24 protein-coding genes and 3 tRNA genes are annotated in these 22,319 nt (G+C 35.1%); 11 read left to right on the forward strand and 16 right to left on the reverse strand.

The window, feature by feature from the left end:
- The 3 genes from EGI05_RS03610 to EGI05_RS03620 all read left to right on the forward strand — a co-directional run bounded on the left by EGI05_RS03610 (window position 1) and on the right by EGI05_RS03620 (window position 4,099).
- A complete protein-coding gene (locus EGI05_RS03610) occupies window positions 1–399 on the forward strand; it encodes a hypothetical protein (RefSeq protein ID WP_123261693.1) in 399 nt (132 codons plus the stop codon).
- Window positions 400–469: 70 nt separating this feature from the next.
- Window positions 470–2,101 (forward strand): M1 family metallopeptidase, encoded by a 1,632-nt coding sequence (locus EGI05_RS03615; protein WP_123261694.1) that lies wholly within the window; start codon window positions 470–472, stop codon window positions 2,099–2,101.
- A 141-nt stretch (window positions 2,102–2,242) separates the two neighbouring features.
- On the forward strand, window positions 2,243–4,099 hold the full coding sequence (locus tag EGI05_RS03620; protein WP_123261695.1) for a M61 family metallopeptidase: 1,857 nt from the start codon (window positions 2,243–2,245) through the stop codon (window positions 4,097–4,099).
- Window positions 4,100–4,192: 93 nt separating this feature from the next.
- Here EGI05_RS03620 and EGI05_RS03625 read toward each other — a convergent pair whose 3' ends face one another.
- The 3 genes from EGI05_RS03625 to pepE are packed head-to-tail and all read right to left on the reverse strand — an operon-like array spanning window position 4,193 to window position 7,474.
- A complete protein-coding gene (locus EGI05_RS03625; protein ID WP_394337977.1) occupies window positions 4,193–5,353 on the reverse strand; it encodes a sensor histidine kinase in 1,161 nt (386 codons plus the stop codon).
- Complete coding sequence (dacB, locus tag EGI05_RS03630) at window positions 5,354–6,727, reverse strand: D-alanyl-D-alanine carboxypeptidase/D-alanyl-D-alanine endopeptidase (protein ID WP_123261697.1); 1,374 nt, start codon at window positions 6,725–6,727, stop codon at window positions 5,354–5,356.
- A gap of 54 nt (window positions 6,728–6,781) precedes the next feature.
- The gene (gene pepE / locus EGI05_RS03635; protein ID WP_123261698.1) at window positions 6,782–7,474 is read right to left on the reverse strand and encodes a dipeptidase PepE; all 693 of its coding nucleotides are present in this window, start codon (window positions 7,472–7,474) and stop codon (window positions 6,782–6,784) included.
- Window positions 7,475–7,654: 180 nt separating this feature from the next.
- Between pepE and EGI05_RS03640 the strand changes: the two genes are divergently transcribed.
- Window positions 7,655–8,212, forward strand: a complete 558-nt coding sequence (locus EGI05_RS03640) for a tetratricopeptide repeat protein (protein ID WP_123261699.1) — start codon at window positions 7,655–7,657, stop codon at window positions 8,210–8,212.
- A 46-nt stretch (window positions 8,213–8,258) separates the two neighbouring features.
- Here the strand turns inward: EGI05_RS03640 and EGI05_RS03645 are convergent, their stop codons facing one another.
- Window positions 8,259–8,750, reverse strand: coding sequence for a YdeI/OmpD-associated family protein (locus tag EGI05_RS03645; RefSeq protein WP_123261700.1), 492 nt, complete (start codon window positions 8,748–8,750; stop codon window positions 8,259–8,261).
- Between the two features lie 115 nt (window positions 8,751–8,865).
- On the opposite strand from EGI05_RS03645, the gene fsa reads away from it, so the two are divergent.
- Entirely contained in the window at window positions 8,866–9,519 is a 654-nt protein-coding gene (gene fsa / locus EGI05_RS03650) for a fructose-6-phosphate aldolase (protein WP_121460849.1), read from the forward strand.
- Between the two features lie 164 nt (window positions 9,520–9,683).
- Window positions 9,684–10,676 (forward strand): serine hydrolase domain-containing protein, encoded by a 993-nt coding sequence (locus EGI05_RS03655; protein ID WP_123261701.1) that lies wholly within the window; start codon window positions 9,684–9,686, stop codon window positions 10,674–10,676.
- Window positions 10,677–10,716: 40 nt separating this feature from the next.
- Here EGI05_RS03655 and EGI05_RS03660 read toward each other — a convergent pair whose 3' ends face one another.
- From EGI05_RS03660 to EGI05_RS03670, 3 genes are all read right to left on the reverse strand, one after another.
- Entirely contained in the window at window positions 10,717–11,625 is a 909-nt protein-coding gene (locus tag EGI05_RS03660; RefSeq protein ID WP_123261702.1) for a GLPGLI family protein, read from the reverse strand.
- A gap of 99 nt (window positions 11,626–11,724) precedes the next feature.
- Window positions 11,725–13,632, reverse strand: coding sequence for a M56 family metallopeptidase (locus EGI05_RS03665; protein ID WP_123261703.1), 1,908 nt, complete (start codon window positions 13,630–13,632; stop codon window positions 11,725–11,727).
- A 2-nt stretch (window positions 13,633–13,634) separates the two neighbouring features.
- Entirely contained in the window at window positions 13,635–14,000 is a 366-nt protein-coding gene (locus EGI05_RS03670; protein ID WP_123261704.1) for a BlaI/MecI/CopY family transcriptional regulator, read from the reverse strand.
- Between the two features lie 337 nt (window positions 14,001–14,337).
- Here EGI05_RS03670 and EGI05_RS03675 point away from each other — a divergent pair, with 337 nt between their 5' ends.
- Window positions 14,338–14,922: a hypothetical protein gene (locus EGI05_RS03675; protein WP_123261705.1), complete on the forward strand. Its 585-nt coding sequence runs from the start codon at window positions 14,338–14,340 to the stop codon at window positions 14,920–14,922.
- A 102-nt stretch (window positions 14,923–15,024) separates the two neighbouring features.
- Here EGI05_RS03675 and EGI05_RS03680 read toward each other — a convergent pair.
- The 5 genes from EGI05_RS03680 to EGI05_RS03700 all read right to left on the reverse strand — a co-directional run bounded on the left by EGI05_RS03680 (window position 15,025) and on the right by EGI05_RS03700 (window position 15,908).
- Window positions 15,025–15,097: transfer RNA gene (locus EGI05_RS03680), tRNA-Met, on the reverse strand.
- A 63-nt stretch (window positions 15,098–15,160) separates the two neighbouring features.
- A complete protein-coding gene (locus tag EGI05_RS03685) occupies window positions 15,161–15,388 on the reverse strand; it encodes a hypothetical protein (RefSeq protein ID WP_123261706.1) in 228 nt (75 codons plus the stop codon).
- Window positions 15,385–15,621 carry a glutathione synthase gene (locus EGI05_RS03690; RefSeq protein WP_123261707.1) on the reverse strand — a complete coding sequence of 79 codons (237 nt, stop codon included), beginning with the start codon at window positions 15,619–15,621 and terminating at the stop codon, window positions 15,385–15,387. The genes EGI05_RS03685 and EGI05_RS03690 overlap by 4 nt, the downstream gene beginning before the upstream one ends.
- A 105-nt stretch (window positions 15,622–15,726) precedes the next feature.
- Window positions 15,727–15,802, reverse strand: a tRNA-Met gene (locus tag EGI05_RS03695).
- A gap of 33 nt (window positions 15,803–15,835) precedes the next feature.
- A tRNA-Met gene (locus EGI05_RS03700) sits at window positions 15,836–15,908 on the reverse strand.
- Window positions 15,909–16,009: 101 nt separating this feature from the next.
- On the opposite strand from EGI05_RS03700, the gene EGI05_RS03705 reads away from it, so the two are divergent.
- From EGI05_RS03705 to EGI05_RS03720, 4 genes are read left to right on the forward strand one after another with little or no spacing between them, the layout of a single operon-like run.
- Window positions 16,010–16,621: an L-threonylcarbamoyladenylate synthase gene (locus tag EGI05_RS03705; protein ID WP_123261708.1), complete on the forward strand. Its 612-nt coding sequence runs from the start codon at window positions 16,010–16,012 to the stop codon at window positions 16,619–16,621.
- A 35-nt stretch (window positions 16,622–16,656) separates the two neighbouring features.
- Complete coding sequence (gene yaaA / locus EGI05_RS03710) at window positions 16,657–17,415, forward strand: peroxide stress protein YaaA (RefSeq protein WP_123261709.1); 759 nt, start codon at window positions 16,657–16,659, stop codon at window positions 17,413–17,415.
- Window positions 17,416–18,264, forward strand: coding sequence for a peptide chain release factor N(5)-glutamine methyltransferase (gene prmC / locus EGI05_RS03715; RefSeq protein ID WP_123261710.1), 849 nt, complete (start codon window positions 17,416–17,418; stop codon window positions 18,262–18,264).
- A gap of 4 nt (window positions 18,265–18,268) precedes the next feature.
- On the forward strand, window positions 18,269–18,628 hold the full coding sequence (locus tag EGI05_RS03720; RefSeq protein ID WP_123262564.1) for a DUF4180 domain-containing protein: 360 nt from the start codon (window positions 18,269–18,271) through the stop codon (window positions 18,626–18,628).
- Window positions 18,629–18,634: 6 nt separating this feature from the next.
- On the opposite strand, the gene EGI05_RS03725 is transcribed toward EGI05_RS03720, so the two are convergent.
- The 4 genes from EGI05_RS03725 to EGI05_RS03740 all read right to left on the reverse strand — a co-directional run bounded on the left by EGI05_RS03725 (window position 18,635) and on the right by EGI05_RS03740 (window position 22,319).
- A complete protein-coding gene (locus EGI05_RS03725; RefSeq protein WP_123261711.1) occupies window positions 18,635–19,609 on the reverse strand; it encodes an NAD-dependent epimerase/dehydratase family protein in 975 nt (324 codons plus the stop codon).
- Window positions 19,606–20,391 (reverse strand): SDR family NAD(P)-dependent oxidoreductase, encoded by a 786-nt coding sequence (locus tag EGI05_RS03730; protein ID WP_123261712.1) that lies wholly within the window; start codon window positions 20,389–20,391, stop codon window positions 19,606–19,608. The genes EGI05_RS03725 and EGI05_RS03730 overlap by 4 nt, the downstream gene beginning before the upstream one ends.
- A 157-nt stretch (window positions 20,392–20,548) precedes the next feature.
- Window positions 20,549–21,649 carry a helix-turn-helix domain-containing protein gene (locus tag EGI05_RS03735; RefSeq protein WP_123261713.1) on the reverse strand — a complete coding sequence of 367 codons (1,101 nt, stop codon included), beginning with the start codon at window positions 21,647–21,649 and terminating at the stop codon, window positions 20,549–20,551.
- Window positions 21,650–21,677: 28 nt separating this feature from the next.
- Window positions 21,678–22,319: a rhomboid family intramembrane serine protease gene (locus EGI05_RS03740; RefSeq protein WP_123261714.1), complete on the reverse strand. Its 642-nt coding sequence runs from the start codon at window positions 22,317–22,319 to the stop codon at window positions 21,678–21,680.

The following is a 22,319-nucleotide window of genomic DNA, read 5'->3' on the forward strand; positions in this document are numbered from 1 at the left end:
ATGTATATTCATTTAAAGATTATCGGAGCGCTTTTCATTGTTCTGGCTATAATACATATCATTTTTCCTAAATATTTCAACTGGGAAAAGGAACTTCAGTCATTAAGCCTTATGAACAGACAAATGATGGTCATTCATACTATCTTCATTGCTTTAATGGTGTTTCTAATGGGAATTCTCTGTCTCACTTCTTCCCATGAATTAATTGAAACCGATCTTGGTCAAAAGATCATTCTTGGATTAGGTATTTTCTGGACCGTTCGGCTGATTTTTCAGTTTTTTGGTTATTCCTCAAAATTATGGAGAGGAAAAGCTTTTGAAACAACTATTCATATCATTTTTTCTTTGCTTTGGATATATGTAAGTTCTGTATTCTGGATCATCTATTTCAAAGGATAAATTATTTTACCCTGGAACAAAGTAATTGGCATTAAATTTCTATTTTTGGAATACTAATAATTTTTATCAGATGAAAAAACTGACGTATACCCTTTTATTTGCTTCAGGACTTGCTTTCGGACAATTCTTTGAAAATCCGAAAACATTCAGCAAACAGGATACTTTGAAAGGCTCCAACACAAAATTCCGTAACTTCTGGGATGTCAAAAAATATGAGCTTTCCGTAGAACCCGATTTTGAACAAAAGAGCATCAGGGGAAATAACAAAATCAGTTTTGAAATTATAAAAGATGTAACCAACCCTGTTTTTCAAATCGATTTACAGAAACCGATGAAAGCGGATAAAGTTACCGCCAGCTTTCCTATAGCCGATTACAAGCAGGATGATGATTTTATTTTTATCCATACTAAAAAGAGCTTTAAAAAAGGAGAAAAATTCACTATTGATATAGTATACTCCGGAAATCCTACCATTGCGAAAAGAGCACCATGGGACGGAGGCTGGGTTTTCACGAAAGACGAAAACGGAAATCCGTGGATGAGCGTTGCAGATGAAGGAATCGGGGCTTCTATATGGCTTCCTACCAAAGATATCTGGAGTGATGAACCGGACAATGGAATCATCATGAAAATCACTACACCCAAAGATCTTGTAGGGGTTGGAAACGGAAGACTTATCGATAAAAAAACGACCAACGATAAAACAACCTATACCTGGGAAGTTAAAAACCCTATCAATGCTTATTCCATCATTCCAAGTATTGGAAAATACGCTAATTTTAAAGATACTTATAAAGGTGAAAAAGGAACTCTGGATTTAGATTACTGGGTTCTGGATTATAATTTAGATAAGGCTAAAAAACAGTTCCAACAGGTAAAACCGATGCTTTCCGCATTTGAATATTGGTTCGGCCCGTATCCATTTTATGAAGATTCTTATAAATTGGTTGACACGCCTTATTTAGGAATGGAACACCAAAGTAATGTGGCTTACGGAAATCATTACATGAATGGATACCTTGGAAATGACCTTTCCGGAACGGGTGTCGGATTAAATTGGGATTATATCATTATCCACGAAAGCGGCCATGAATGGTTTGCCAACAATATTACGGCCAAAGATCAGGCAGATATGTGGATTCATGAAAGCTTCACGATGTATTCTGAAGTTTTGTTCACTGAAAACTATATGGATAAGAAGTCAGCAGATATGTATGCACAAGGTATCCGTGGTAATATTGATAATGACAAACCTATTATCGGTAAATATGGTGTAAGGAATGAAGGAAGCGGAGATATGTATCCGAAGGGAGCAAGCATGATCCACACGATAAGACAGGTCATTAACAATGACGATAAGTTCAGACAGATTTTAAGGGGTATGAATAAAGATTTCTATCATCAAACCGTAACTACGGAACAGATTGAAAATTATATTTCCTCTAAATCCAGGATTGATTTCTCGAGTGTATTTGACCAATATTTGAGAACCGTAATGATTCCGACTCTTGAGTATTCTCAAAAAGGAAATGAACTTAAATTCAGATATACGGACGTGGTTAAAAACCTGAAACTGCCTATAAGAATTAATGGGGATCAAATTATTACTCCTACGGAATCATGGCAGACTGTAAAACTTAAAAAGGATACTCCTGTAGAGTTCAATAAGAATTACTTCATCAACTATCAAGAAGTACAATAATAAAAAAGGCAAAATCAAAAGAGTGGTTTTGCCTTTTGCTTTTTAGCAATTTTGCTTAATCTCAAATTTTATGAAAAGTTTAATACTTCTTTCGTAACAAAATGGATTTTATAACAACTATTTATCTATAAACTAAACTCAATGAAAAAAATAGCACTTACTTTAGGAGTTCTGGCCACTGTTTTGGTGAATGCACAGTCTATTAAAACTACTATCGATCTTGTGAATGTAAAAGACGATAAAGTGGCAGTAACCATGGAATTCCCTAAAATGAAATCCGGCGACGTTAAATTCCATTTTCCTAAGACGGTTCCCGGGACTTATTCTGTAGATGATTACGGAAGATTTATCGAAGGGATCAAATTTCTTGATAATAAGGGTAAAGAATTAACGTATACGAAGGTTAATGACAATACCTACGCTCTTAAAAATGCCCAGAATTTAAATAAGATCACTTATCTGGTAAACGACAGTTTTGATGATGAAATGGACACTTCCAAACATAAAGCGGTGTTCTCTCCTTCCGGAACGGATATCGAAGAAGGTAAGATCTATTTAATCAACACCCACGGTTTTGTAGGATATATCGATAATATGCAGGATGTACCTTATCAATTGGTGATTCAGAAGCCTAATGATTTCTACGGAACAACCGCTTTGGTAGACCAGGATAAATCTGATGCTACGGACACTTATGTATTGGCGAATTATGCTAAAGTAACGGATTCCCCATTAATGTACACTAAACCTGATTATATAACCTTCAATGCAGGCGGAATGGATCTTGTGTTGGGTGTATATTCACCTTCAGGAAAATATAAAGCTGCTGATTTCAAAGAAAATCTTGAAAAAATGGTAGTTGCTCAAAAGAAATTTTTGGGTGATATGAATACCAATAAGAAGTATGCGATCATGTTGTATCTTTCAGGAGATAATGGGCCTCAAATTAAAGGTTTCGGAGCTTTGGAACACCACGAATCCACGAGTGTGGTTCTCCCGGAATTCATGCCTAAAGAAGCCATCGACAAAACCATTACCGATGTAGTGTCCCACGAGTTTTTCCATACGGTAAACCCATTGAAGACTCACTCTGAAGAGATCCATTATTTTGATTATGCAGATCCTAAAATGTCTCAGCATCTTTGGATGTATGAGGGCGGAACTGAATATTTTGCGAATTTATTCCAGATCCAGGAAGGTTTGATCAATAAGGATGAATTCCTTCACAGAATCAATGAAAAAATTACCAATTCCAAGAATTATGATGATACCATGCCGTTTACGGTGATGAGTAAAAATGTTTTATTGGATCAGTATAAAGACCAATATAGAAACGTATATGAAAAAGGAGCCCTTCTTGCCATGTGTCTTGACATTGAATTGAGAAAGCTTTCTAACGGTGAAATGGGATACCGTGATATGATCCGAAAATTATCTCAAAGATTTGGAGAGAACAAACCATTCAAAGATGATAAGTTGATCGACGAATTGGTAACTGTAACAGGTTATCCGCAAATCAGAGATTTTTATAATAAATATATTGCAGGAAACCAACCAACTCCTTATGCAGAATATTTGAATATGGTAGGTATAGAAGCAATGAAGCAGGAAACTCCTCCTATTTTCTGGTTTATTAAGGATCCGAACCAAACAGGATTCGATGAGAAGAACAATGCATTTGCTTTCGATGAAAGTTCAGCTTTATCTCCTTTTGCAAAAAGCATCGGTTTCAAAATTACAGATCAGGTATTTGCTTTAGACGGTAAAACCATAGACATTAAAAATGTTCAAAGCTTTATTGAATATGCTAAGAGTATAAAAGAAGGACAAAATGTTACCGTTACCGTTCTTAGACAGAATGGAGACAAGCTTGACAAAATAGACCTGAAAGGAAAGGCTATTTTAGATAAAATGACTGTGGAAACACTTCAATACAAAGCGAATCCTACTCCTGCAGAACAAAAGCTGCAAAACCAATGGTTAACAGGTAAAAAATAATAAAAAATAAAAAGCGGAGATGTTTCTCCGCTTTTTTATTCCTTTTTCTTTTACTGTAAATTTCTATTCTTTATTCTCTGTTTTAATTTAAATCTACACTTTCTTGATCATAATTCTGAAAGTCGTTCCTTTTCCTACTTCTGTTTGGGCAATCCTGATATCTCCGTTATGATATTCCTGAATTACTCTTTTAGCCAGAGACAATCCTAATCCCCATCCTCGTTTTTTAGTGGAATAACCAGGTTTAAAAGCATTTCCGGCCTGCTGTTTAGTCATCCCGCTTCCGGTATCTTTTACTTCTACCAATATATTCTTGTTTCTTTCAAATACGGCAATGAGAATAGATCCTTCTCCTTTCATGGCATCCACTGCATTCTTAACCAGGTTTTCTATTACCCAGCTCATCAGAATTTTGTTATGGGGAACCAAAATATCATACGTTGGAAGATGCAGGGTAAAATTGATCTTTTTTGATATTCTGGATTTCAGATAATCATAATTTTCTTTAATGGTTTCATTGAAATCAGTATCATTCAGCTCCGGAACAGAACCGATTTTTGAGAATCGTTCTGAGATTGTCCTCAATCTTTCAATATCCTTTTCAATTTCTTGTATGCCTTCAGAGTCGGGAGTTTCAAGTTTCATAACCTCCATCCAACCAATCATTGAAGACAATGGTGTACCTATCTGGTGAGCTGTTTCTTTAGCCAAACCCGCCCAAAGATAACCTTCGTCTGTTTTCTTGATTGTTCTCAAGAACCAAAATGAGAACAAGAAATAACAGAGAATAAAAAAGCCTAATATATATGGAGAATAACGTAAATTATTTAATAATTGTGAGTTATCATAATAAACAAATTGATTATTTCCATTAGAGAACTTTAGTTCAATAGGTGGATAGTTCTTAGCCATTTTCTTTGCTAAGGCCACAATTTCAGTGGTATTGTTTTCAACTTCCTGAGGTATATTTTTATGTTCAATAGGACGATCATCCTTATCTAATATAATTACAGGAATGGTAGTGTTTGAACTATATATTTGAAGTACCAAAGCTTGAACCTCCAAACTTGAACTTGTAACTTCCTGTTGAAACTTTAATGCACTTACCAGAATATCTACCCTTTTGACTTCTTCCTTTCGTAAAAAATTAATGAGAATAGTAGAAGTAACAACAATGCTAATGATTACCACTGTCATCAACGTGAAAATAAACCAGTTATTAAATCTTGCAAGTATGGATTTTCTCAAAACTATTTATTTTAAAACATTCAGGATTTTCTGCAGCTCCGTACTTCCGCTTCCCTGATAATTATTGATAATAATAGAGAATACATATTTTTTTCCGTCTTTTGAAGTATGATATCCCGCATATGATTTGGTATCTCTCATGGTACCGCTTTTCATTTTCATCCCGTTATCTTGAGTGGGAAATCCATCATAATAGGATTCGAACCAAGGCTGTTTTTTAGCATATAAAAGAGCCTGAACTTCCGCTTTTGCCGAAGCATAATTTTGAGGCGAAAGTCCGCTTCCGTCTGCAAAGTTGATCATATTGGCATTGATTCCTTTGGACTTCCAGAATTCTTTAAGATAAGCTACTCCACTTTTAAAGCTTGGATTTCCTTTTTTCTCTTTTCCTAATGTTTTGATCAATGTTTCTCCGTAAAGATTAACGCTTTTTCTCAGAAACCAGAAAATGATTTTATCTAATGTCGGAGACTGATAGGTTAAAATAATATTTGTTTTTGGAGCGGCCAAGGGTTGTTTTCCTTCAATCTCAAGTTGGGAATTCGTGATCACTTTTCCTGAAAACTCTATTCCGGATTCTTTTAACCACTGTTTTACTTCTACACCTAGTTGCAAAGGCGGATTGGGTGTGGAACCTGAGACCGTAACCGTTTTTCCGGACGGCAAAGTCCCATTAATTAAAGCAACATCCGAATGAGGCGCAGTAAAGATCAAACTTTGGTCTGAACTTCCGCCTGCTTTCAGGTCATTTAACCATTTCACACCTTCTAAAGGATAAGAAAAGCTTTTGAAATCTGTTCCATTGATATTGATATCAAACTGGTTTTCTCTCCAGTTTACGCCCCATACTCCGGCTCCATAGTAATTTCCAAGATCATCCCACGGCCAGCCTCCCGGAATCGTCTGATGATCAAAATAGGAGTCATCAATAATCAGATCTCCGGAAATTTTGGTAATTCCTGACTTTTTTATTGCCTCCATGAGTTTCTGTTTAAAACTTTCCGGTTTATAGGCTTCGTAACGCCAACTTCCCAATGTAGGGTCTCCGTTGGAACTGATGAAAAGATTTCCATTCAAAACACCACCCGATAAAGTTCCGGAGTAGCTTGAAGTGGTTGTATAGGTATAATTTTTTCCCAACACTTCCAATGCAGTCCCAGCTGTGAATATTTTCTGAGTGGAAGCGGTAGAAAGCCCCTTATTTCCCTGATATTCATAAATGAAATTACCGCTTTCATCTGCAACATAAAATGATAATCCGGAAGCAATGGCGCCGGAAGAATTCATCAGGCCTTTGGTGGCCTCATCTAACTTCTGGGCAATATTCTGGGCAAAAATAATCTGTGTTGAAAGTGTCAGAATGGCAAATGTTTTTTTCATTGCATTGTAATTTCGTTATGTAAAGATGCTTCTATCAAATATAACTAAATTAACTTATAATTCACTTCCTGCTTCAATCTCATAAGGCTCTTTTCCTTTTTCAAAAATTCTTGTCAGTTCACTTCCTTCTACGGTAGTCTTATTGCCGGTTCTTCTGATCCAGTTTCCTTCACGCAATCCTACAACTTTAACATCATTCTGAGTTAAAAATTCCTTGATTCTGGTTTCCCTGGTTTCTCCGTTATGCTTCAGCTCCGGATTTGGATCCAGATAATGCGGATTCAGGTTGAAAGGAACTAATCCCATACAGTCAAAGCTTGGCGGATAAACGATCGGCATATCATTCGTGGTCTTCATGTTTTGTCCCCCGATATTACTTCCGGCGCTGCATCCTAAATAAGGTTTTCCGCGTTCTACATTTTCTTTCAGAACAGACATCAAGCCTTCCTCATGCAAAGTTTTCACCAATAGAAATGTATTTCCGCCTCCGGTAAAATATGCTTTGCCATTATTTAATGCTGCTTTTTTATCTTCAAATTCATGCAATCCTCTTACTTTAATGTTAATGGTTTCAAAGAAAGATTGTGCTTTTGCCGTATAATCATCGTGGGAAATTCCACCCGGCCTTGCAAAAGGAACGAAAATGATCTCATCAATTCCCTCATATAGTTTGATTAATTCTTCTCTTAAATATTCCAGATATTCTCCTCCGAAAAGGGTGGAAGTTGAAGCTAATATGATGTTCATACAATTATACTGATTAAAAATAGTTGAGTGACAAAGATAATTTAAACTACAATGAATCGAAAATTAAGATAAAAATAGTTAACAGTTAATCTTTTCTAAAAAAACTTAAAGGTTCTAAAATTTAACCTTTTATGGAATTATTATTGAATTTCAGAATAACAATTCAAAAAATATAAGAATATGAAAATGGCTAAAATTAATGTTAAAAACCTTTTTTTAGGTTTGATGTTGGTAGGAGGTGTAAGTTTTATTAATGCTCAAACAACTCAGACAGATAGTACCCAAAATAATACCGCTGCAGCTAGTCAAACAACAAGCAATCCGACGATCGATGCCCTTAAAAAGCAAATTGAAGCCAATCCAAAAGATACGGAATCATTAGCTAAACTGGCTACCGCTTATCAGGAAGCATCGGATTGGACAAATGCAGTGGAAACATGGAAAAAAATATCCGCTTTATTGCCGGATTGGGCTCCGGCTTATTACAGTCAGGCCTATGCTTATCAATCAGCTAAAGATGATGCCAACGCCAAACTTGCTTATGAGAAATATATTGCTGCCGTAAAGCCGGAAGAAGTAGAACAAAGTAAGAAAAACCTGGCATACGCTTATTTCTATGTTGCTTTTGCAGAACAGAAAACCAATCCTGCCAAAGCAAAGGAACATATAGCTAAATCATTACAGTATGATCCGACGAATGAAGACGCAGTAAAGCTTAGCAAAGCTTTAAATTCATAAATCAAATAAAATCCGGGAAGTTTTCCCGGATTTTTATTTTATTTATCTAATTGATCTTTTTACCAAAAAAATCAGTTTCCCCTTTTAAATGCCTGATAATTTTGTCAATATTTCTCCGGATGCTTTCTTCCGTTTTGAGATGATGGATATAACGGATCAATTCATGTTTTCTTGAAGGAATTAATGCTTCAAAGTTCTTTAGTACAACAGGATCTTCTTTAATAGCTCGATCCAAATCCGGATGAATGGAAATGCTTCTGTCCGAATCATCATATTCAACAGAAACCTCAATGGCTTCACCAATTCTTTTGGGAGAATTCGGAAGCATCGTCAAATTGATATACAGTCTCCACTCTCCTAAGTATTTCATCAGGTTTTGTTTAAATTCTTTACCATTTACAGTTCCCTTTACAGGAATAGGGCTTTTGTTTCTTCCCGAAGTTTCAAAAATGATATTCAAAATGTCTTCAGGAATAAAAACAAAGGGATTGATTCCTATGATTTCCAGTTCCGCAGTAAAGATGTTTTTAATTTTCATATGTAAATAGTGGTAAAGTACTTTTGTTTTAACTTCTGACTTCTATCCAAAATTAAAAATTTTCCACTCACAAAGTATTCGTTATCTTTGCAAAAAAATAAATCTACTAAACAAAATGAAATTTTTTATTGACACAGCTAACCTAGAGCAAATTAAAGAAGCTAAAGATCTTGGAATCCTGGATGGTGTAACGACCAACCCGTCCTTAATGGCCAAAGAAGGAATTCAGGGCGCTGAAGCGATCAGAAACCATTATAAAGCAATCTGCGAGATCGTAGATGGTGATATTTCTGCGGAAGTACTTTCTACTACGTATGAAGAAATGATCAAAGAAGGGGAAGAACTTGCAGCGATCCACCCAAACATTGTAGTGAAAATTCCAATGATTAAAGACGGTATCAAAGCGTTAAAATATTTTTCAGATAAAGGAATCAAAACCAATTGCACATTGATTTTCTCTGCAGGACAAGCTCTTTTGGCTGCAAAAGCTGGAGCAACCTATGTTTCTCCTTTCCTTGGAAGATTGGATGATATTTCTACGGATGGTTTAAACCTGATCCAGGAAATCCGTTTGATTTTTGATAATTATATGTATGAAACTGAAATTTTAGCAGCTTCTATCCGTCATTCTATGCACATTATCGACTGTGCTAAAATCGGTGCAGATGTTATTACGTCTCCACTGCCTCCAATCTTGAGCTTATTGAAACACCCATTAACAGATAATGGTTTGGCTCAGTTTATTGCAGATTCTAAGAAATTGGCTTAATCTAATAATCATAAAAATAAAATCCCGAAACAGAGTTTCGGGATTTTATTTTTGTAAAAGATCAAGTTCAAGAAAGAATAAGATGGGCTCTATTAATAACCGGATATGGATGCTCCTTTACAGATTTAACTATTTTATCTTATTTATATCAAAATGTAAAAATCATGAAAAGAAGCTCTATTTTACTCACCTTATTTTTCTTTGCCTCAGTGTTTTCCCAGAACATTACTTTTTCAAAGGAAAAACTGAATCTTCTCAATGAATTCAATCTCGAAAATAAAAGCAGGGCATTTCTCATTTACCAGAATGGGAAGATGATCAATGAAAAGTATTTTGGCAAAAAATTTTTGAATCAGCAGCCGTTTGACGAACATTCCGAATGGTATTGGGCTTCTGCCGGAAAGTCTTTAACAGCAGTACTTATCGGGATAGCACAGCAAGAGAACTTATTACACATTAATGATCCGGTCTCTCAATATTTAGGAAAATGGACGGGAATGGATAAAAAGGAAGAAGATAAGATCACTATTAAACATCTTCTGACTATGACTTCCGGGCTTGACTATACTAAAGATCAGAAATGTGAATCCAGCCAGTGTTATGTGATTAAAAACCCGGCCGGAAGCTTCTGGTATTATGATACTTCTGCCTATTCCCAATTGGCAAAAGTTATAGAAAAAGCCAGCCATAAAACTATAGACCAATATACTTCAGAAAAGTTGGCAGGTTCAGGAATATCCGGAAAATGGATAAAATATGAAAACGGATTAGTTTTCTCAAGCAACGCAAAAGCTTTTTTGCAATTCGGGAAACTTGTTTTAAATAAAGGAAAGCTTGATGGAAAAGTATATTATCAGTATGATGATTACTTTCGCCAGATGACAGATACTTCGCAGAACCTCAATCCATCTTATGGATACTTATGGTGGCTTAATGGAAAAAGTTCCATAAGAATACCCGGAATTGAGAAAATGTTCAATCAGTCATTAGTTCCTAATGCCCCTAAAGATATGTTGTGTGCTTTGGGTAAAAACGGACAGATTCTCGACATTATTCCCAGTCAAAACCTTATTATTATAAGAATGGGTGAAAACCCTAACTTATACAGCAATATGATCAAATTTCACAGAGAGCTCTGGGAAAAGATTCTCGAATAAAAAGAAGCGGCTGAAACAAAGTTTCAGCCGCTTCTTTTTATTAGTTAATTAAATCCGGTTCTATCGGGTTGTTATTCTTTTTCAGTGCTTCTTTCGCTCGTTTTTCCATTTCCCGGAATACCTGATTAGGATCTGAAAGTTCTTTTCCGTCCTGTGTTTTCATTCTGAATACCATTTTGGTATTAGAATCGCCACTATTTCTCATCAACATTTCTCTCATATTCTTGGAAGGATCATTTACATAAGCTTTCCAGGCTTTTTTAAACTGTTCTTTGGTCACCTCTATTTCTTTCCCGCCTATTCCTATCATTCTTATATTTTCAGGAAGCTTAGCTTCCGTGGATGGAGCAGCTGCTGCCATTTTTTTATTGCCGACCAAAGTCATGATATGCGAGCCTGTATTGTCTTCAATTTTAACGATCAGTCCCGGTAAACCGTAAAATTTATACGGCCCGTCCTGAAAAGGAATATCTGTAGAGAACCATGCCGTCCAATCTCTTCCGCCGAAACTTGTAGTTGCTTTCTGTGCATTATATTCTCCAATTTTCTGTTTATCAGGAAGGATTTTCCATTCAGGCTTTTTATCTTCTGCAATCTTATATTGATCTGTAGAAATGCTTCTAAACAGATATGTTTTAAAGTCAGGATATTGTTTAGTTACCTTAAATGACACGGTTCCTGGTCCTTCTCTTTTGGTGATGCTTATATTTTCACCAAAACCGCCTTTCAACTGCTTTTCAATTTCCGCCTTTGAGGTAGAGTCAGCAATAAATTTCTCATGACTGTAATAGGTAGATCCGTTTTTATCAATATCCAGAAGCATCATATCTTTCTTTACATCCGTTTTATCATTGGAGTCCGGGATGTATTTATATTCATAGAAGAATCGGTTGATCTGTGCATTGGCAAAGACGCTTAAAAGCAGGAATAAGAATATATTTTTTCTCATAGATAGTTTAATTTTAATTTAAATTTCATCATGGGTGTTCCTATGAAAAAAAGCTTTGTCAATGCAGCCTATTGCAGATTGACAAAGCTGATTGGAACTTTATTTTTTGGTTTCAATTCTTATTTCACCGGAAGCTCTACCATTGTTGTTGTTTTTATTCACATTCATACTTTTAATATCAGAGGGTTTTAAAGCTTCCAGTTCTTCTTTGGAAACTTCTTTACCATCAATGTAGAACTTCATATCTCCGGTTCCTGAAGCATTCTTTAATCCGGAAATGATAATGCCATTTTTTTTATCTCCGGTTCTGATGTAATCGGAATTGATTCTTATGACTTTATCTTTATCGGATGGAATATTGTAGCTGAAATCATTATTAAAATACATTGCTCTTCTGTTTCCTTCCAATACTCTTCTTTCTGCTTCAAGCTTAGCTCTTTCGCCTTCTAATTTTGCTCTTTTCTCATTAAGCTTTGCTCTTTTTCTATCCAGTTCAGCTCTTTTTTTGGCTGTACTTGCAGATTCTTTAGCCCCTTCAGCAGATCTGAATGCCATATCAGCTTCAGGACTCCATTTCATATCTTTTACATCTTTGAATTTATAGGCTTTTACTTTTGGGAATTTATAGACTCTTACTTTTGGAGCTCCCGGAGCATTGGGAGCAGCCGGGGCACCCGGAACCTCAGGAAAATCAAATTCCATTTCAGGAATTTCCACTTTTAGATTTTTAAGCTCCTTCATGTTCTTTTTCCATTCATCGGAATTGAAAAGCTCTTCCATCTTCTTCATGTTCATATCTGTTCCTTCAAAGTTAAAAGCCATTGCTTCTCCATCATAAGGAACTACAAATCCATGAATAGGCTTTTTAAAATCATCGGAGTTGGTTATTTTTCCTATTTCTTCTGAAAGGCTGCTTATTTCATCGATATTTTTCTTGAACTCTTCACTTTCAGGCTTCAGACTTTTCAGGGCTTTGCTTCTTTCTTCAATTTTTTTACCTAAGTCAGCGATTTTTTTCTGGCTGTCTGATTTTCTGAAAAGTTTAGGTTCACCAGGAGTCTGTATTTTTAATTTCCCAGGAGCAATAGTATCTTTTTTAATCTGGGCAACGGCTTCCTGAATCGCTATATTGGTTTCTTTAATTTCTTTGTTTTTGGCATTTACCATATAAGCAAACGCTACGGAGAATAAAACCGGCAACGCAAAAATTCTTCGCGCATATCCGAATTTGGTTTTAGGTTTTTGTAACATTTTAAGTCGTTTTTTAAGGTTTGAACTTAGAAACGGACTGGTTGCAGGCAACTGTGTTCCGGAAAAGTGGCTTGCTAAAAGCATCTGCGCAAATGCTTTGGTGTCCGATTGTTTTACGGCCTTTTTATCAGCCAGGTATTCATGGATTAAACTTATTTCTTTTTTAATGATATGAAAGAACGGATTGAACCAGAAAACAGAGGTGATGATCTCCATAAAGACCTTATCAAATGAGTGTTTCTGCTCAATGTGTACCATTTCATGCTTCAAGATCTGTTTACCGATATCTGAATTCAATACAATGGTATTTTTCCAGAACAGATTTTTAAAATATGAAAACGGTGCGTCTGTCAGATTTGTCTGGTAAAAATTAATACCATCAAAACTTTCTTTTTGAAACTGGTTTTTAAGTTGGCGGATCCTAAAAATCCCATAGAGAAGTTTTCCTAAAAAATAGAGAGAAACCAGTCCCAAAGCTGAAAAAATAATTCTAAGATAAATGTGGTCATTGTTTAAGTTTTTAGTTGTATTAAAATTTTGTAATTGATCAATCAGCTTATAAACATCATTACTCACTTCTATTGTAAAATCATCTACTTTAATCAGTGGCAGCAATAGTGATATCAACATGGCAGATAACAAATAAAATCTGTTATAATGATGAAACGTCTTGTCTTTTAAAGACAACTGGTAATACAAAAACATTACACCAGAACATACAATTACTTTTCCGAAATATAGAAGTGCTGCTTCCATGGCTAGTTTTTCTTTTTGAGTTCGTCTAATAACATTTCAAGATCCTCCACTGTCATTTCATTTTTTTCCACAAGAAAAGAAACGGCACTTTTGTAAGAACCTTTAAAATAATTTTTCACAAGGCTTTTCATCGTTTTCCCTGAATACTGCTCCTGAGAGATCAGTGGGAAATACTCATGTTGTCTTCCGTATACATTATAGTCTACGAATTCTTTATCTTTCAATACTTTTAAAATAGTAGAGACTGTATTCGTATGCGGTTTGGGTTCCGGAAACAGATCCAGAATATCCTTAAGAAATCCTTTGTCTAATTTCCATAAATACTGCATCACCTGTTCTTCTGCTTTTGTTAAAGTTTGAATTTTCATATCCTTTTCATTTTTATCATTATCTGATATAAAATTATAGCTTAATTCTATATCACTAATAAATTAGTTATACAAATGTAGAAATAAATCTCATCCAAACAACTATTTTTTTAGTGATAAAGTGTTTAAAAACATAACTTATTGAATATCAGTGAAATAATTTTTATTAAAATATGTTAAATTTTTAAAAGACTGTATTTATCTCCTAAACAGTCTGCATCAAAACCTTTGAATTCAGTATAAATTCTTAAAACTTGTTAATTTTTATTAAATAAAATTAAAATGTATTTGTCAGAAGTGAGAAAATATATTTATTTTAGTGCTTTAAAAATTTCTCATGAAAAGATATAATTTACTGATTGTACTATTACTACTTGTTTTTAATGTAGCGACTGCGCAAAAGAAGGGGTCACCTGCAGCAGATTTCAGCGCTGTAAGGGAAACAAAAACTAAAATTGAAAATACGGTCCCATTGGTTCTTAAACATTTGCAGGACATTAGCACAAAAGAAGGAGACAATAATATCCTGGCAAACGGAAAAGTTGCATTGGGAAAAGAATATGGAATTCTGGAATCTGAATGGCGTTTATACAGAATGAATATGAACAACTGTATTTTGAACAATTCTTCTAAGAAAGCAAAGAAATGCATGCAATACCATACTCAGTATTTAAGAAACACTTTAATTAACTACAACAACTATATTACGAATCTAACAAGAAAGAACGGGTATTTAGGGGTAGAAGGTGACACTAAATTTGACTTTAACCCTTCTGAACTTACTACTAAACTTAGTGAATCGTATTTCAATGCTAACGATGCTGCAGGAAGAATGAAAGGAACTCAGAAAACAGAATTTTTAAGCCAGACCTTAGCCGAAGATTACAAACTTCGACCATACGCCGAAATGGCTCAGCAATAAAAAATAAAAAAATCCCGCTTGAAGCGGGATTTTTCTTTATTTAATTTCAATAAGTTTACTGATAAATAAAAAGAGAACCACAATGTGATTCTCTTTTTTTAGTAGCGGGAACCGGACTCGAACCGATGACCTTCGGGTTATGAGCCCGACGAGCTACCTACTGCTCCATCCCGCGATTTTACAGGTGCAAATATAGGACATTTTTTCCAATTATGAAATATAATTCATAATAATTATCCTATTCATCCTCCTTTTTAAAGCTTACCACTTCATATTCATCATTGGAGGAATATTTTTTGCAACTTTCATCATTGAACTTTTCAGGAGATTTCAGGAAGTCCTCAATATATTTTGCACTCTCATCCGTATCTGCCGGAACAATAACAATATGATAGCCGTTTAAGATAGATTCGTGGGCTTTTTTCAGAGATTCTTTCTTGTGTTGTACTGCTTCGCTATACTTCATAACTGCTTGTATTCATCAGAAACTACTCGTCCATCAATAGGTTCACTCCAGAAAATAAAAATGCTGTCATTCATTCTGCTGATCTCAGCCTGTATCAATTCATATTCGCCATCATCCCTTCTTCTTTCCACTATCAGATCAACACCTTCTCCTATTTCTTTTATTTTAAATTCTACTTTATATCTGTCACCATCTTTGACAAATTCTTCTTTTTTAAAATTTCTCGGTGCCATAACTATTGTTTATTGTTATTACAGCAATTTATACACCATTTCAAATCAAAAAAACTTAAACTAACGAAGACATAAAAAAAGGAGAATCATTTCTGATTCTCCTATTGGTAGCGGGGACACGACTCGAACGTGCGACCTCCGGGTTATGAGCCCGACGAGCTACCTACTGCTCTACCCCGCGGTATATTTTCTGAACGCCGCTGCGTTACCTTAGTAGCGGGAACCGGACTCGAACCGATGACCTTCGGGTTATGAGCCCGACGAGCTACCTACTGCTCCATCCCGCGATATTGGATTGCAAATATACGATAATTTTTCACAACTGCAATTTTTTCCTGTAAATAAAGCAGTTTTATAAAAACTATTCAATTATTCGTATCTTTGTTTTATGGCAAAAATCTTAAGAATTTATCCGGAAAACCCTCAGGAAAATCTTATCAATGAGGTAATTAGAACATTAGAAAACGGCGGATTGATCATTTATCCATCCGATACGGTATATGCCTTAGGCTGTAATATTTTTGATATTAAGGCTATGGAAAAGCTGGCTCAGCTAAAAAAAATCAAGCTTGAAAAGGCTCAATTCTCTATTATCTGTAATGATTTAAGCCATCTTTCCGATTTTACAAGACCTATTGATACATCTGTATTCAGGTTTTTAAAAAGTCATTTACCGGGTCCTTTCACATTCATTCTTGATGCCAATAAAAGTTTGCCTTTAGCCTACAAAGGTCATAAAACTATTGGTATCCGTGTTCCGGATCATCCGATACCGCAACTTATTGTGGAAAAATTAGGACATCCGATTGCATCAACTTCCATTAAAGATGATGATGAAATCATTGAATATTCCACAGATCCCGAACTGATTGCAGAGAAATATGATCATTTGGTGGATATCGTCATTGACTCCGGATATGGAGATAATATGGCTTCCACTATTGTGGACTTGACTTCAGGAGAACCGGAAATCATCAGACAAGGGAAAGGTATTATTTAGTGAAACCAGCATCCCATTTTCTAATTTAAATCTTTATGAAAATAGTAACATCACCTGCTAAATTGATGAATGTAGAGAACTCAACGGATCTGCTGAGATCCACTACTCCGAAATTCATTGAAGATGCAGCCTTTATACAATCTCATCTAAAACATAAATCTCCAAAGTATCTTTCCGAATTAATGGAAATTTCTCCGAAATTAGCAGATGAAAACTGGGAGAGAAACCAAAAATGGAAATCTAATCCGAAACCAAAAGAATCTGCTCCGGCTATGTTTGCTTTTACGGGAGAAGTGTATCGAGGTTTGGATGCGAAAACACTGGATAAAAATGCGGTGGATTATTTACAGAAAAACTACAGAATGCTTTCCGGTTTATATGGTCTACTAAAACCCTCTGATAAAGTGATGCTTTACAGATTGGAAATGGGAAGACATTTTGAATTTGATCAGTATAAAAATTTGTATGAATTCTGGACTGAAAAAGTGACGGATCAACTGAATTCCGAAATGAAAAAGAATGAAATTCTATTGAATCTTGCCAGCACCGAATATGGGAAAGTAATCAACAGGAAAAAGCTGAACCATAAAGTCATCGATTTTGATTTCTACGAACTGAAAGACGGGAAACTGAAAACCATTGTAGTATACACCAAACATGCAAGAGGACTGGTAGTAAGATACTGTGCAGAAACCAATGCGAAAACATTGAATGATGTAAAAGCATTCAATTATGAAGGGTATAGGATTAATGAGGAAAAATCTACAGACACGAAATTGGTTTTTACGAGATAAATGACAATTTCAGAATTTAAGCAATATTTCAAAACTGAGCTTTCCGATCTTTACACAGACTCGGAGTGTGCATTTTTGTGTTCTATTTTTATCCAAAAAATAACGGGATTTGACTCATTCCATCAGAGAAGGTTTTCTCATCAGGAATTGTTGATGGAAGATGAAAGAAAGCTTTTTGAAATGGTTGCAGAATTGAAGACGAATAAGCCTTATCAACATATTTTAGGAGAAACGGAATTTTTTGGAATGACTTTCTTTGTGGATGAAAATGTCCTGATTCCCCGTCCGGAAACGGAGGAGCTCCTGGAAATGGCTGTCTATAAGATCCGAAATCATTTTTCTGATAAAAAATTGAAGATTTTAGACATTGGAACAGGAAGCGGGATTATTCCTCTTGTTTTAAAAAAACATTTTCCTGAAGCTGAAGTTTCTTCCATTGATTTTTCGGAAAAAGCATTACAGACTGCCGGAAAAAATGCTGCATTCCATCAACTTGAGGTCCATTTTATTCACCAGGATTATCTGAACTATGAATTAACCGATCATTTTGACATCATCATTTCCAACCCACCTTACATCGGGATTGATGAAGAATATGAGATTGCTGACTCCGTAAAAGAATTCGAGCCAACCATGGCATTGTTCTCTCCTACTTCTGATGCGCTGATTTTTTACAGGAAAATTGCCAAAGACGCAGAAAGGTGCCTGAATGAAAACGGGTTATTGTTTTTAGAGATCAATCAAAAGCTGGGTGCTGAAACTTTAGCGCTGTATACTGATACATTTACCGATGTACAGCTGATTAAGGATTTATCTGAAAATGACCGTTTTATTTTGGGAAGAAAATAATATTATGGAAATTAAAGAACATATTATTAATCATATAAAAATTGCTGAAATCATTTCTGATGAAAGAGTGATAGAATCTGCCCAGGATGGATTGGATCTGTTAGGAAATTTATATTACCAAGGATTTGATAAAGTAATCCTCCATGAAAAGAACATCACTTCCGATTTCTTTGACCTGAAGACTAAACTTGCCGGGGAAATTTTACAAAAATTCTCCAACTATCGTATTCCATTGGCCATTGTAGGTGATTTCAGTCAATACAAAAGTAAAAGCTTCCAAGATTTTATTTCAGAAAGTAATACGACCCAACATATCAATTTTGCGACAAGTTTACCTGAGGCCCTGGAAAGACTTTCAAAATAATCATTGCTATAGCTTTCGTTCTTTAATTTTAAAATATGCAACAGCATCCTCCACCGCTTTATCTATAGACTGATACCGGATTCCCAATTCCTCTACAGATTTAAGGTTAGAGTAAAAGTTATCGATTCTCAACGCTTTCATATTTTCCGAACTCAGATCAGTTTTAATATGTAAAGCTCTTAAAACATCTCCTATTTTCCCCAAAACAATCAATCCCGTATTGGGAATTGGTATCATAAAAGGATTCTGAGCGGTAATACGATTTATTTTTTTAAAAAAGTCTTTATATTTCAAATTCTCCCCGGCTAAAAGATATTTTTCTCCTTTTTTTCCTTTTTCGATGGCATTGACAATTCCAATAGCAGCATCTTCAGCATGCACGAAGTTCTTTCCGCCTTTCGGGTAGAAAACAACTTTCTTTTTCCAGGCCCAGTAAATGATTCTGCCGGAACTAGGCTTTTGATCATAGGCTCCGATCATGAAAGAGGGATTCACAATAACCACTTCTGTTGTTTTATTGTTCTTTAAAAGAAAATGTTCTGCTTCCAGTTTGCTTTTTGCATACAAAGAACAGGTAAACGGATATTTCTGAGGAGATTTTTCATTTCCAGGCTCTTGTATACTTCCATAGCCTAATGTATTGGCTGAACTGACGAATATGAAGCGTTTAGCGTCCGCTGCTACTGCCTGAGAAAACATGTGTACCACCGCCTCATGATTAATTTTTCTGTAATCATGATAAGACAAAAGGTTCTGCCTTGTTTCAGCAGCAATATGAATTACACAATCCACTCCTTTCAGATGCTCAGAAATGTCTGTAAAAAGATCGCCTTCAACCCAGGTCAGGTTTTCATTTTCCGTGCCCATATCGCTGCTTTTCTTACGCACCAGAGCAATAACACTATAACCATCATTCAATAATTTTATCAGTACATTCGTTCCTAAAAGTCCCGTAGTCCCAGTAACAAATACTTTTTTCATGCTTCTATTTCTCTTTTAATCGCATTGGTCATCAAAGGTAATTTAATCCAAATGGGGAGGATTTTCATCACCAGCCAACTTATGGGATTCACCATAATCACAGAATCTTTTTTAAAAAGTTGATCAATGCAGTAACCCGCCACTTTATTCGGATCCAATAAGGTTAGTTTACCCAGGAAGCCCTGTTTTTCAATTCGGTCACAGACATCCGGATTAGTTTTCATCGCTCCGGGGTTCACTACACTCACAAATACATTAGTCCCCTTTAATTCTTCATGTAAACCTCTTGAAAATGAATGGATGAAGGTCTTTGAAGCCGGATACACTGTTTTAAAGCCAATCGGAGAAAAAGCCGCCATACTGGAGACATTGAGGATATAAGATTGTGGCTGTTTTAAAAGATTAGGAAGCAATTGATGGGTGATTAAGGATGTTGCCGCCACATTCACCTGTAAAATAGTATTGATATATTGAGGTGATGCTTCCGTAAATCTTCTTGTTCCTCCCAATCCTGCATTATTAATTAGGATATGAATATTGAAAGAATTGTTCAGCCATTCGGTAAGCTTCAGAACATTTTCATTTACAGAAAGATCTACTTCATAATACTGTGTTTTGACCTGATAGATTTCAGCGATTTCTTCACTAAGCTGTTGCAAATTCTGATCAGGAAGACTCACCAGAACAACATTGATTTTCTTTTTGGCCAGATATTCGGCAAACGCCTTTCCCAATCCTTGGCTGGCTCCTGTTACCACAGCGTATGATTCCCCGGTATTCATAAGATTACATTTTATGATACAAAAGTATCTTCAAAATGTGCCGGGAATGTTCAGGATTATCCGAATGAACCTATTTTATACAGAAAAATAAAAATTCAACAATCTTCTGAAAATCAAACAATTAAAAGCACAAAAAGTAAAACTTTATAAACCTGAACTATTTTTTAAACTCCGAAGGGGTCTGATCAGTCAATTTTTTAAAAGTTGTATTGAAAGATGTTTTTGAATTGAATCCTGATTCGTAGGCAATTCCTAAAATGGACAATTTATTATTACTGTTGTCTTTCAGCAATTTTTTAGCATATTCAATTCTGTATTCATTTACATACTGGAAGAAGTTCTTTTGAAATCCTTTGTTGATGACGTATGACAAATGATGGGTAGAAACGGAAAGCTGTTCCGCAAGCTTAATTAGATTCAGTTCACTATCGAGATAGGGCTTTTCACTATTCATCAGCTCTTCCAGCTGTGTTTTTATTTTAAACAGGTCGTCATCAGAAATCAGTTTTCTTTTGGTTTCCTCTGTTTCCGGGTCTGGATTGATGGAAATTAATTCTTCACGCTGCTTTTCTTCTACAGGATAAATTTCTTTTTGCTTCAATGAATAATATCCTACAAAATAGATTACCAGAAAAAAAGCAAGGTTGATGAAAATATTCAGTCCTGAAGCATCATAAGACACATTATAAATGACATAAACAATACTGACAATGAAAAGAACGAGAATGATATACTCCAGCCAATTCAGATTAATTCCTTCGGTATTGGCGGAAAACTGTTGGATTCTCTTCTGATGTTTCCTGATCGTAAGATAAGAAAGTCCGGTATAAAATACTGCCTGAAAGAGGATCAAAGCAATAAATACAACTTCACCAATGGGTTGATATTCTACATCTCCTGACCTAAGCAATAAAAGATTGACAAAGAAAATAAAAGGCAGTGCTACATACTTCAGATCCGAAATTTTAAATTTAAAAGCCGGATTGGTATAAAACAATACACTAAAGAAGAATATAATAGGCGTTAAAAACTGAACAAACTGAATGAGAAAAATAGAATGAATATCGATAGACGATATTTTCGCCAATGATAATATTTCATCCAGCCAAAAGGTAGACCACAGGAATAAAAACATTCCGAACCAGAAATTGGCTTTTTGATTAACCTTAAGCGGATTGGTAAGTTTTAAAAAAGAAAGCAAAACCAATGAACCATAGATCAGTATAACGACGAAGCGGTTTAACTCTATTGTGTTCATTGGTTTTGATATTTTAGTAAAGATAGTATTATCTTATTTTTTTCCTCACAAAAATCTGATAACTTAAATAAATCAATGGAAGTGACATTATTCCTAGATAGAACCAATTTCTCATTGCTAATTCGGGATTATTTAATACAGCATATAGAAGACCAAAAAATGCTCCTCCTAAATGAGCAGAATGTCCAAGGTTATCCCATTCTTTTGGATTAAGCATCATATAAACAGAATATCCAAAATATAGTGCTCCAAAAATCCAACCAGGCAGAAAATTTACACTTATTTCATTTGGAGCCATTGCTATTGAAGCAAATATAATTCCTGAAACTGCGCCTGAAGCTCCGATTGCAGAATACCAAGCTTGATTTTTATAGATCAGTAAACTGAAAAGATTACCCAAGATCATGGACCCAAAATAAATGATTAAAAAACCTATGTTTCCAAAAAAATATATTACAGCAGCCTGAAACATATATAAAGAAAACATATTAAAAAATAGATGCATAAAATCTGCATGGAGAAATGCAGAACTAACTAATCTGAAATATTCTTTTTTTGATATTATAGCAGCTACATTAAATTTAAATTTTTCGAACAACCTTATATCATTTAGCCCTCTCCAACTAGTAATACATGTAATGCCTATAATAATTATAACTATTAAGTTCAT

This window comes from Chryseobacterium daecheongense, from assembly GCF_003729955.1.
Taxonomy (GTDB): Bacteria; Bacteroidota; Bacteroidia; order Flavobacteriales; family Weeksellaceae; genus Chryseobacterium; species Chryseobacterium daecheongense.

Bases quoted from the DNA above. Each gene is read 5' to 3' on its own strand.
- EGI05_RS03640 (WP_123261699.1), top strand. From the start codon at position 7,655: ATGAAAATGGCTAAAATTAATGTTAAAAACCTTTTTTTAGGTTTGATG.
- prmC (WP_123261710.1), top strand. From the start codon at position 17,416: ATGACAATTTCAGAATTTAAGCAATATTTCAAAACTGAGCTTTCCGAT.
- EGI05_RS03690 (WP_123261707.1), bottom strand. From the start codon at position 15,621: ATGGCACCGAGAAATTTTAAAAAAGAAGAATTTGTCAAAGATGGTGAC.
- EGI05_RS03725 (WP_123261711.1), bottom strand. From the start codon at position 19,609: ATGAAAAAAGTATTTGTTACTGGGACTACGGGACTTTTAGGAACGAAT.
- EGI05_RS03660 (WP_123261702.1), bottom strand. From the start codon at position 11,625: ATGAGAAAAAATATATTCTTATTCCTGCTTTTAAGCGTCTTTGCCAAT.
- EGI05_RS03645 (WP_123261700.1), bottom strand. From the start codon at position 8,750: ATGAAAATTAAAAACATCTTTACTGCGGAACTGGAAATCATAGGAATC.
- pepE (WP_123261698.1), bottom strand. From the start codon at position 7,474: ATGAACATCATATTAGCTTCAACTTCCACCCTTTTCGGAGGAGAATAT.
- EGI05_RS03665 (WP_123261703.1), bottom strand. From the start codon at position 13,632: ATGGAAGCAGCACTTCTATATTTCGGAAAAGTAATTGTATGTTCTGGT.
- fsa (WP_121460849.1), top strand. From the start codon at position 8,866: ATGAAATTTTTTATTGACACAGCTAACCTAGAGCAAATTAAAGAAGCT.
- EGI05_RS03720 (WP_123262564.1), top strand. From the start codon at position 18,269: ATGGAAATTAAAGAACATATTATTAATCATATAAAAATTGCTGAAATC.
- yaaA (WP_123261709.1), top strand. From the start codon at position 16,657: ATGAAAATAGTAACATCACCTGCTAAATTGATGAATGTAGAGAACTCA.
- EGI05_RS03740 (WP_123261714.1), bottom strand. From the start codon at position 22,319: ATGAACTTAATAGTTATAATTATTATAGGCATTACATGTATTACTAGT.
- EGI05_RS03675 (WP_123261705.1), top strand. From the start codon at position 14,338: ATGAAAAGATATAATTTACTGATTGTACTATTACTACTTGTTTTTAAT.
- EGI05_RS03685 (WP_123261706.1), bottom strand. From the start codon at position 15,388: ATGAAGTATAGCGAAGCAGTACAACACAAGAAAGAATCTCTGAAAAAA.
- EGI05_RS03730 (WP_123261712.1), bottom strand. From the start codon at position 20,391: ATGAATACCGGGGAATCATACGCTGTGGTAACAGGAGCCAGCCAAGGA.
- EGI05_RS03705 (WP_123261708.1), top strand. From the start codon at position 16,010: ATGGCAAAAATCTTAAGAATTTATCCGGAAAACCCTCAGGAAAATCTT.
- EGI05_RS03655 (WP_123261701.1), top strand. From the start codon at position 9,684: ATGAAAAGAAGCTCTATTTTACTCACCTTATTTTTCTTTGCCTCAGTG.
- EGI05_RS03615 (WP_123261694.1), top strand. From the start codon at position 470: ATGAAAAAACTGACGTATACCCTTTTATTTGCTTCAGGACTTGCTTTC.
- dacB (WP_123261697.1), bottom strand. From the start codon at position 6,727: ATGAAAAAAACATTTGCCATTCTGACACTTTCAACACAGATTATTTTT.
- EGI05_RS03620 (WP_123261695.1), top strand. From the start codon at position 2,243: ATGAAAAAAATAGCACTTACTTTAGGAGTTCTGGCCACTGTTTTGGTG.
- EGI05_RS03610 (WP_123261693.1), top strand. From the start codon at position 1: ATGTATATTCATTTAAAGATTATCGGAGCGCTTTTCATTGTTCTGGCT.
- EGI05_RS03735 (WP_123261713.1), bottom strand. From the start codon at position 21,649: ATGAACACAATAGAGTTAAACCGCTTCGTCGTTATACTGATCTATGGT.
- EGI05_RS03670 (WP_123261704.1), bottom strand. From the start codon at position 14,000: ATGAAAATTCAAACTTTAACAAAAGCAGAAGAACAGGTGATGCAGTAT.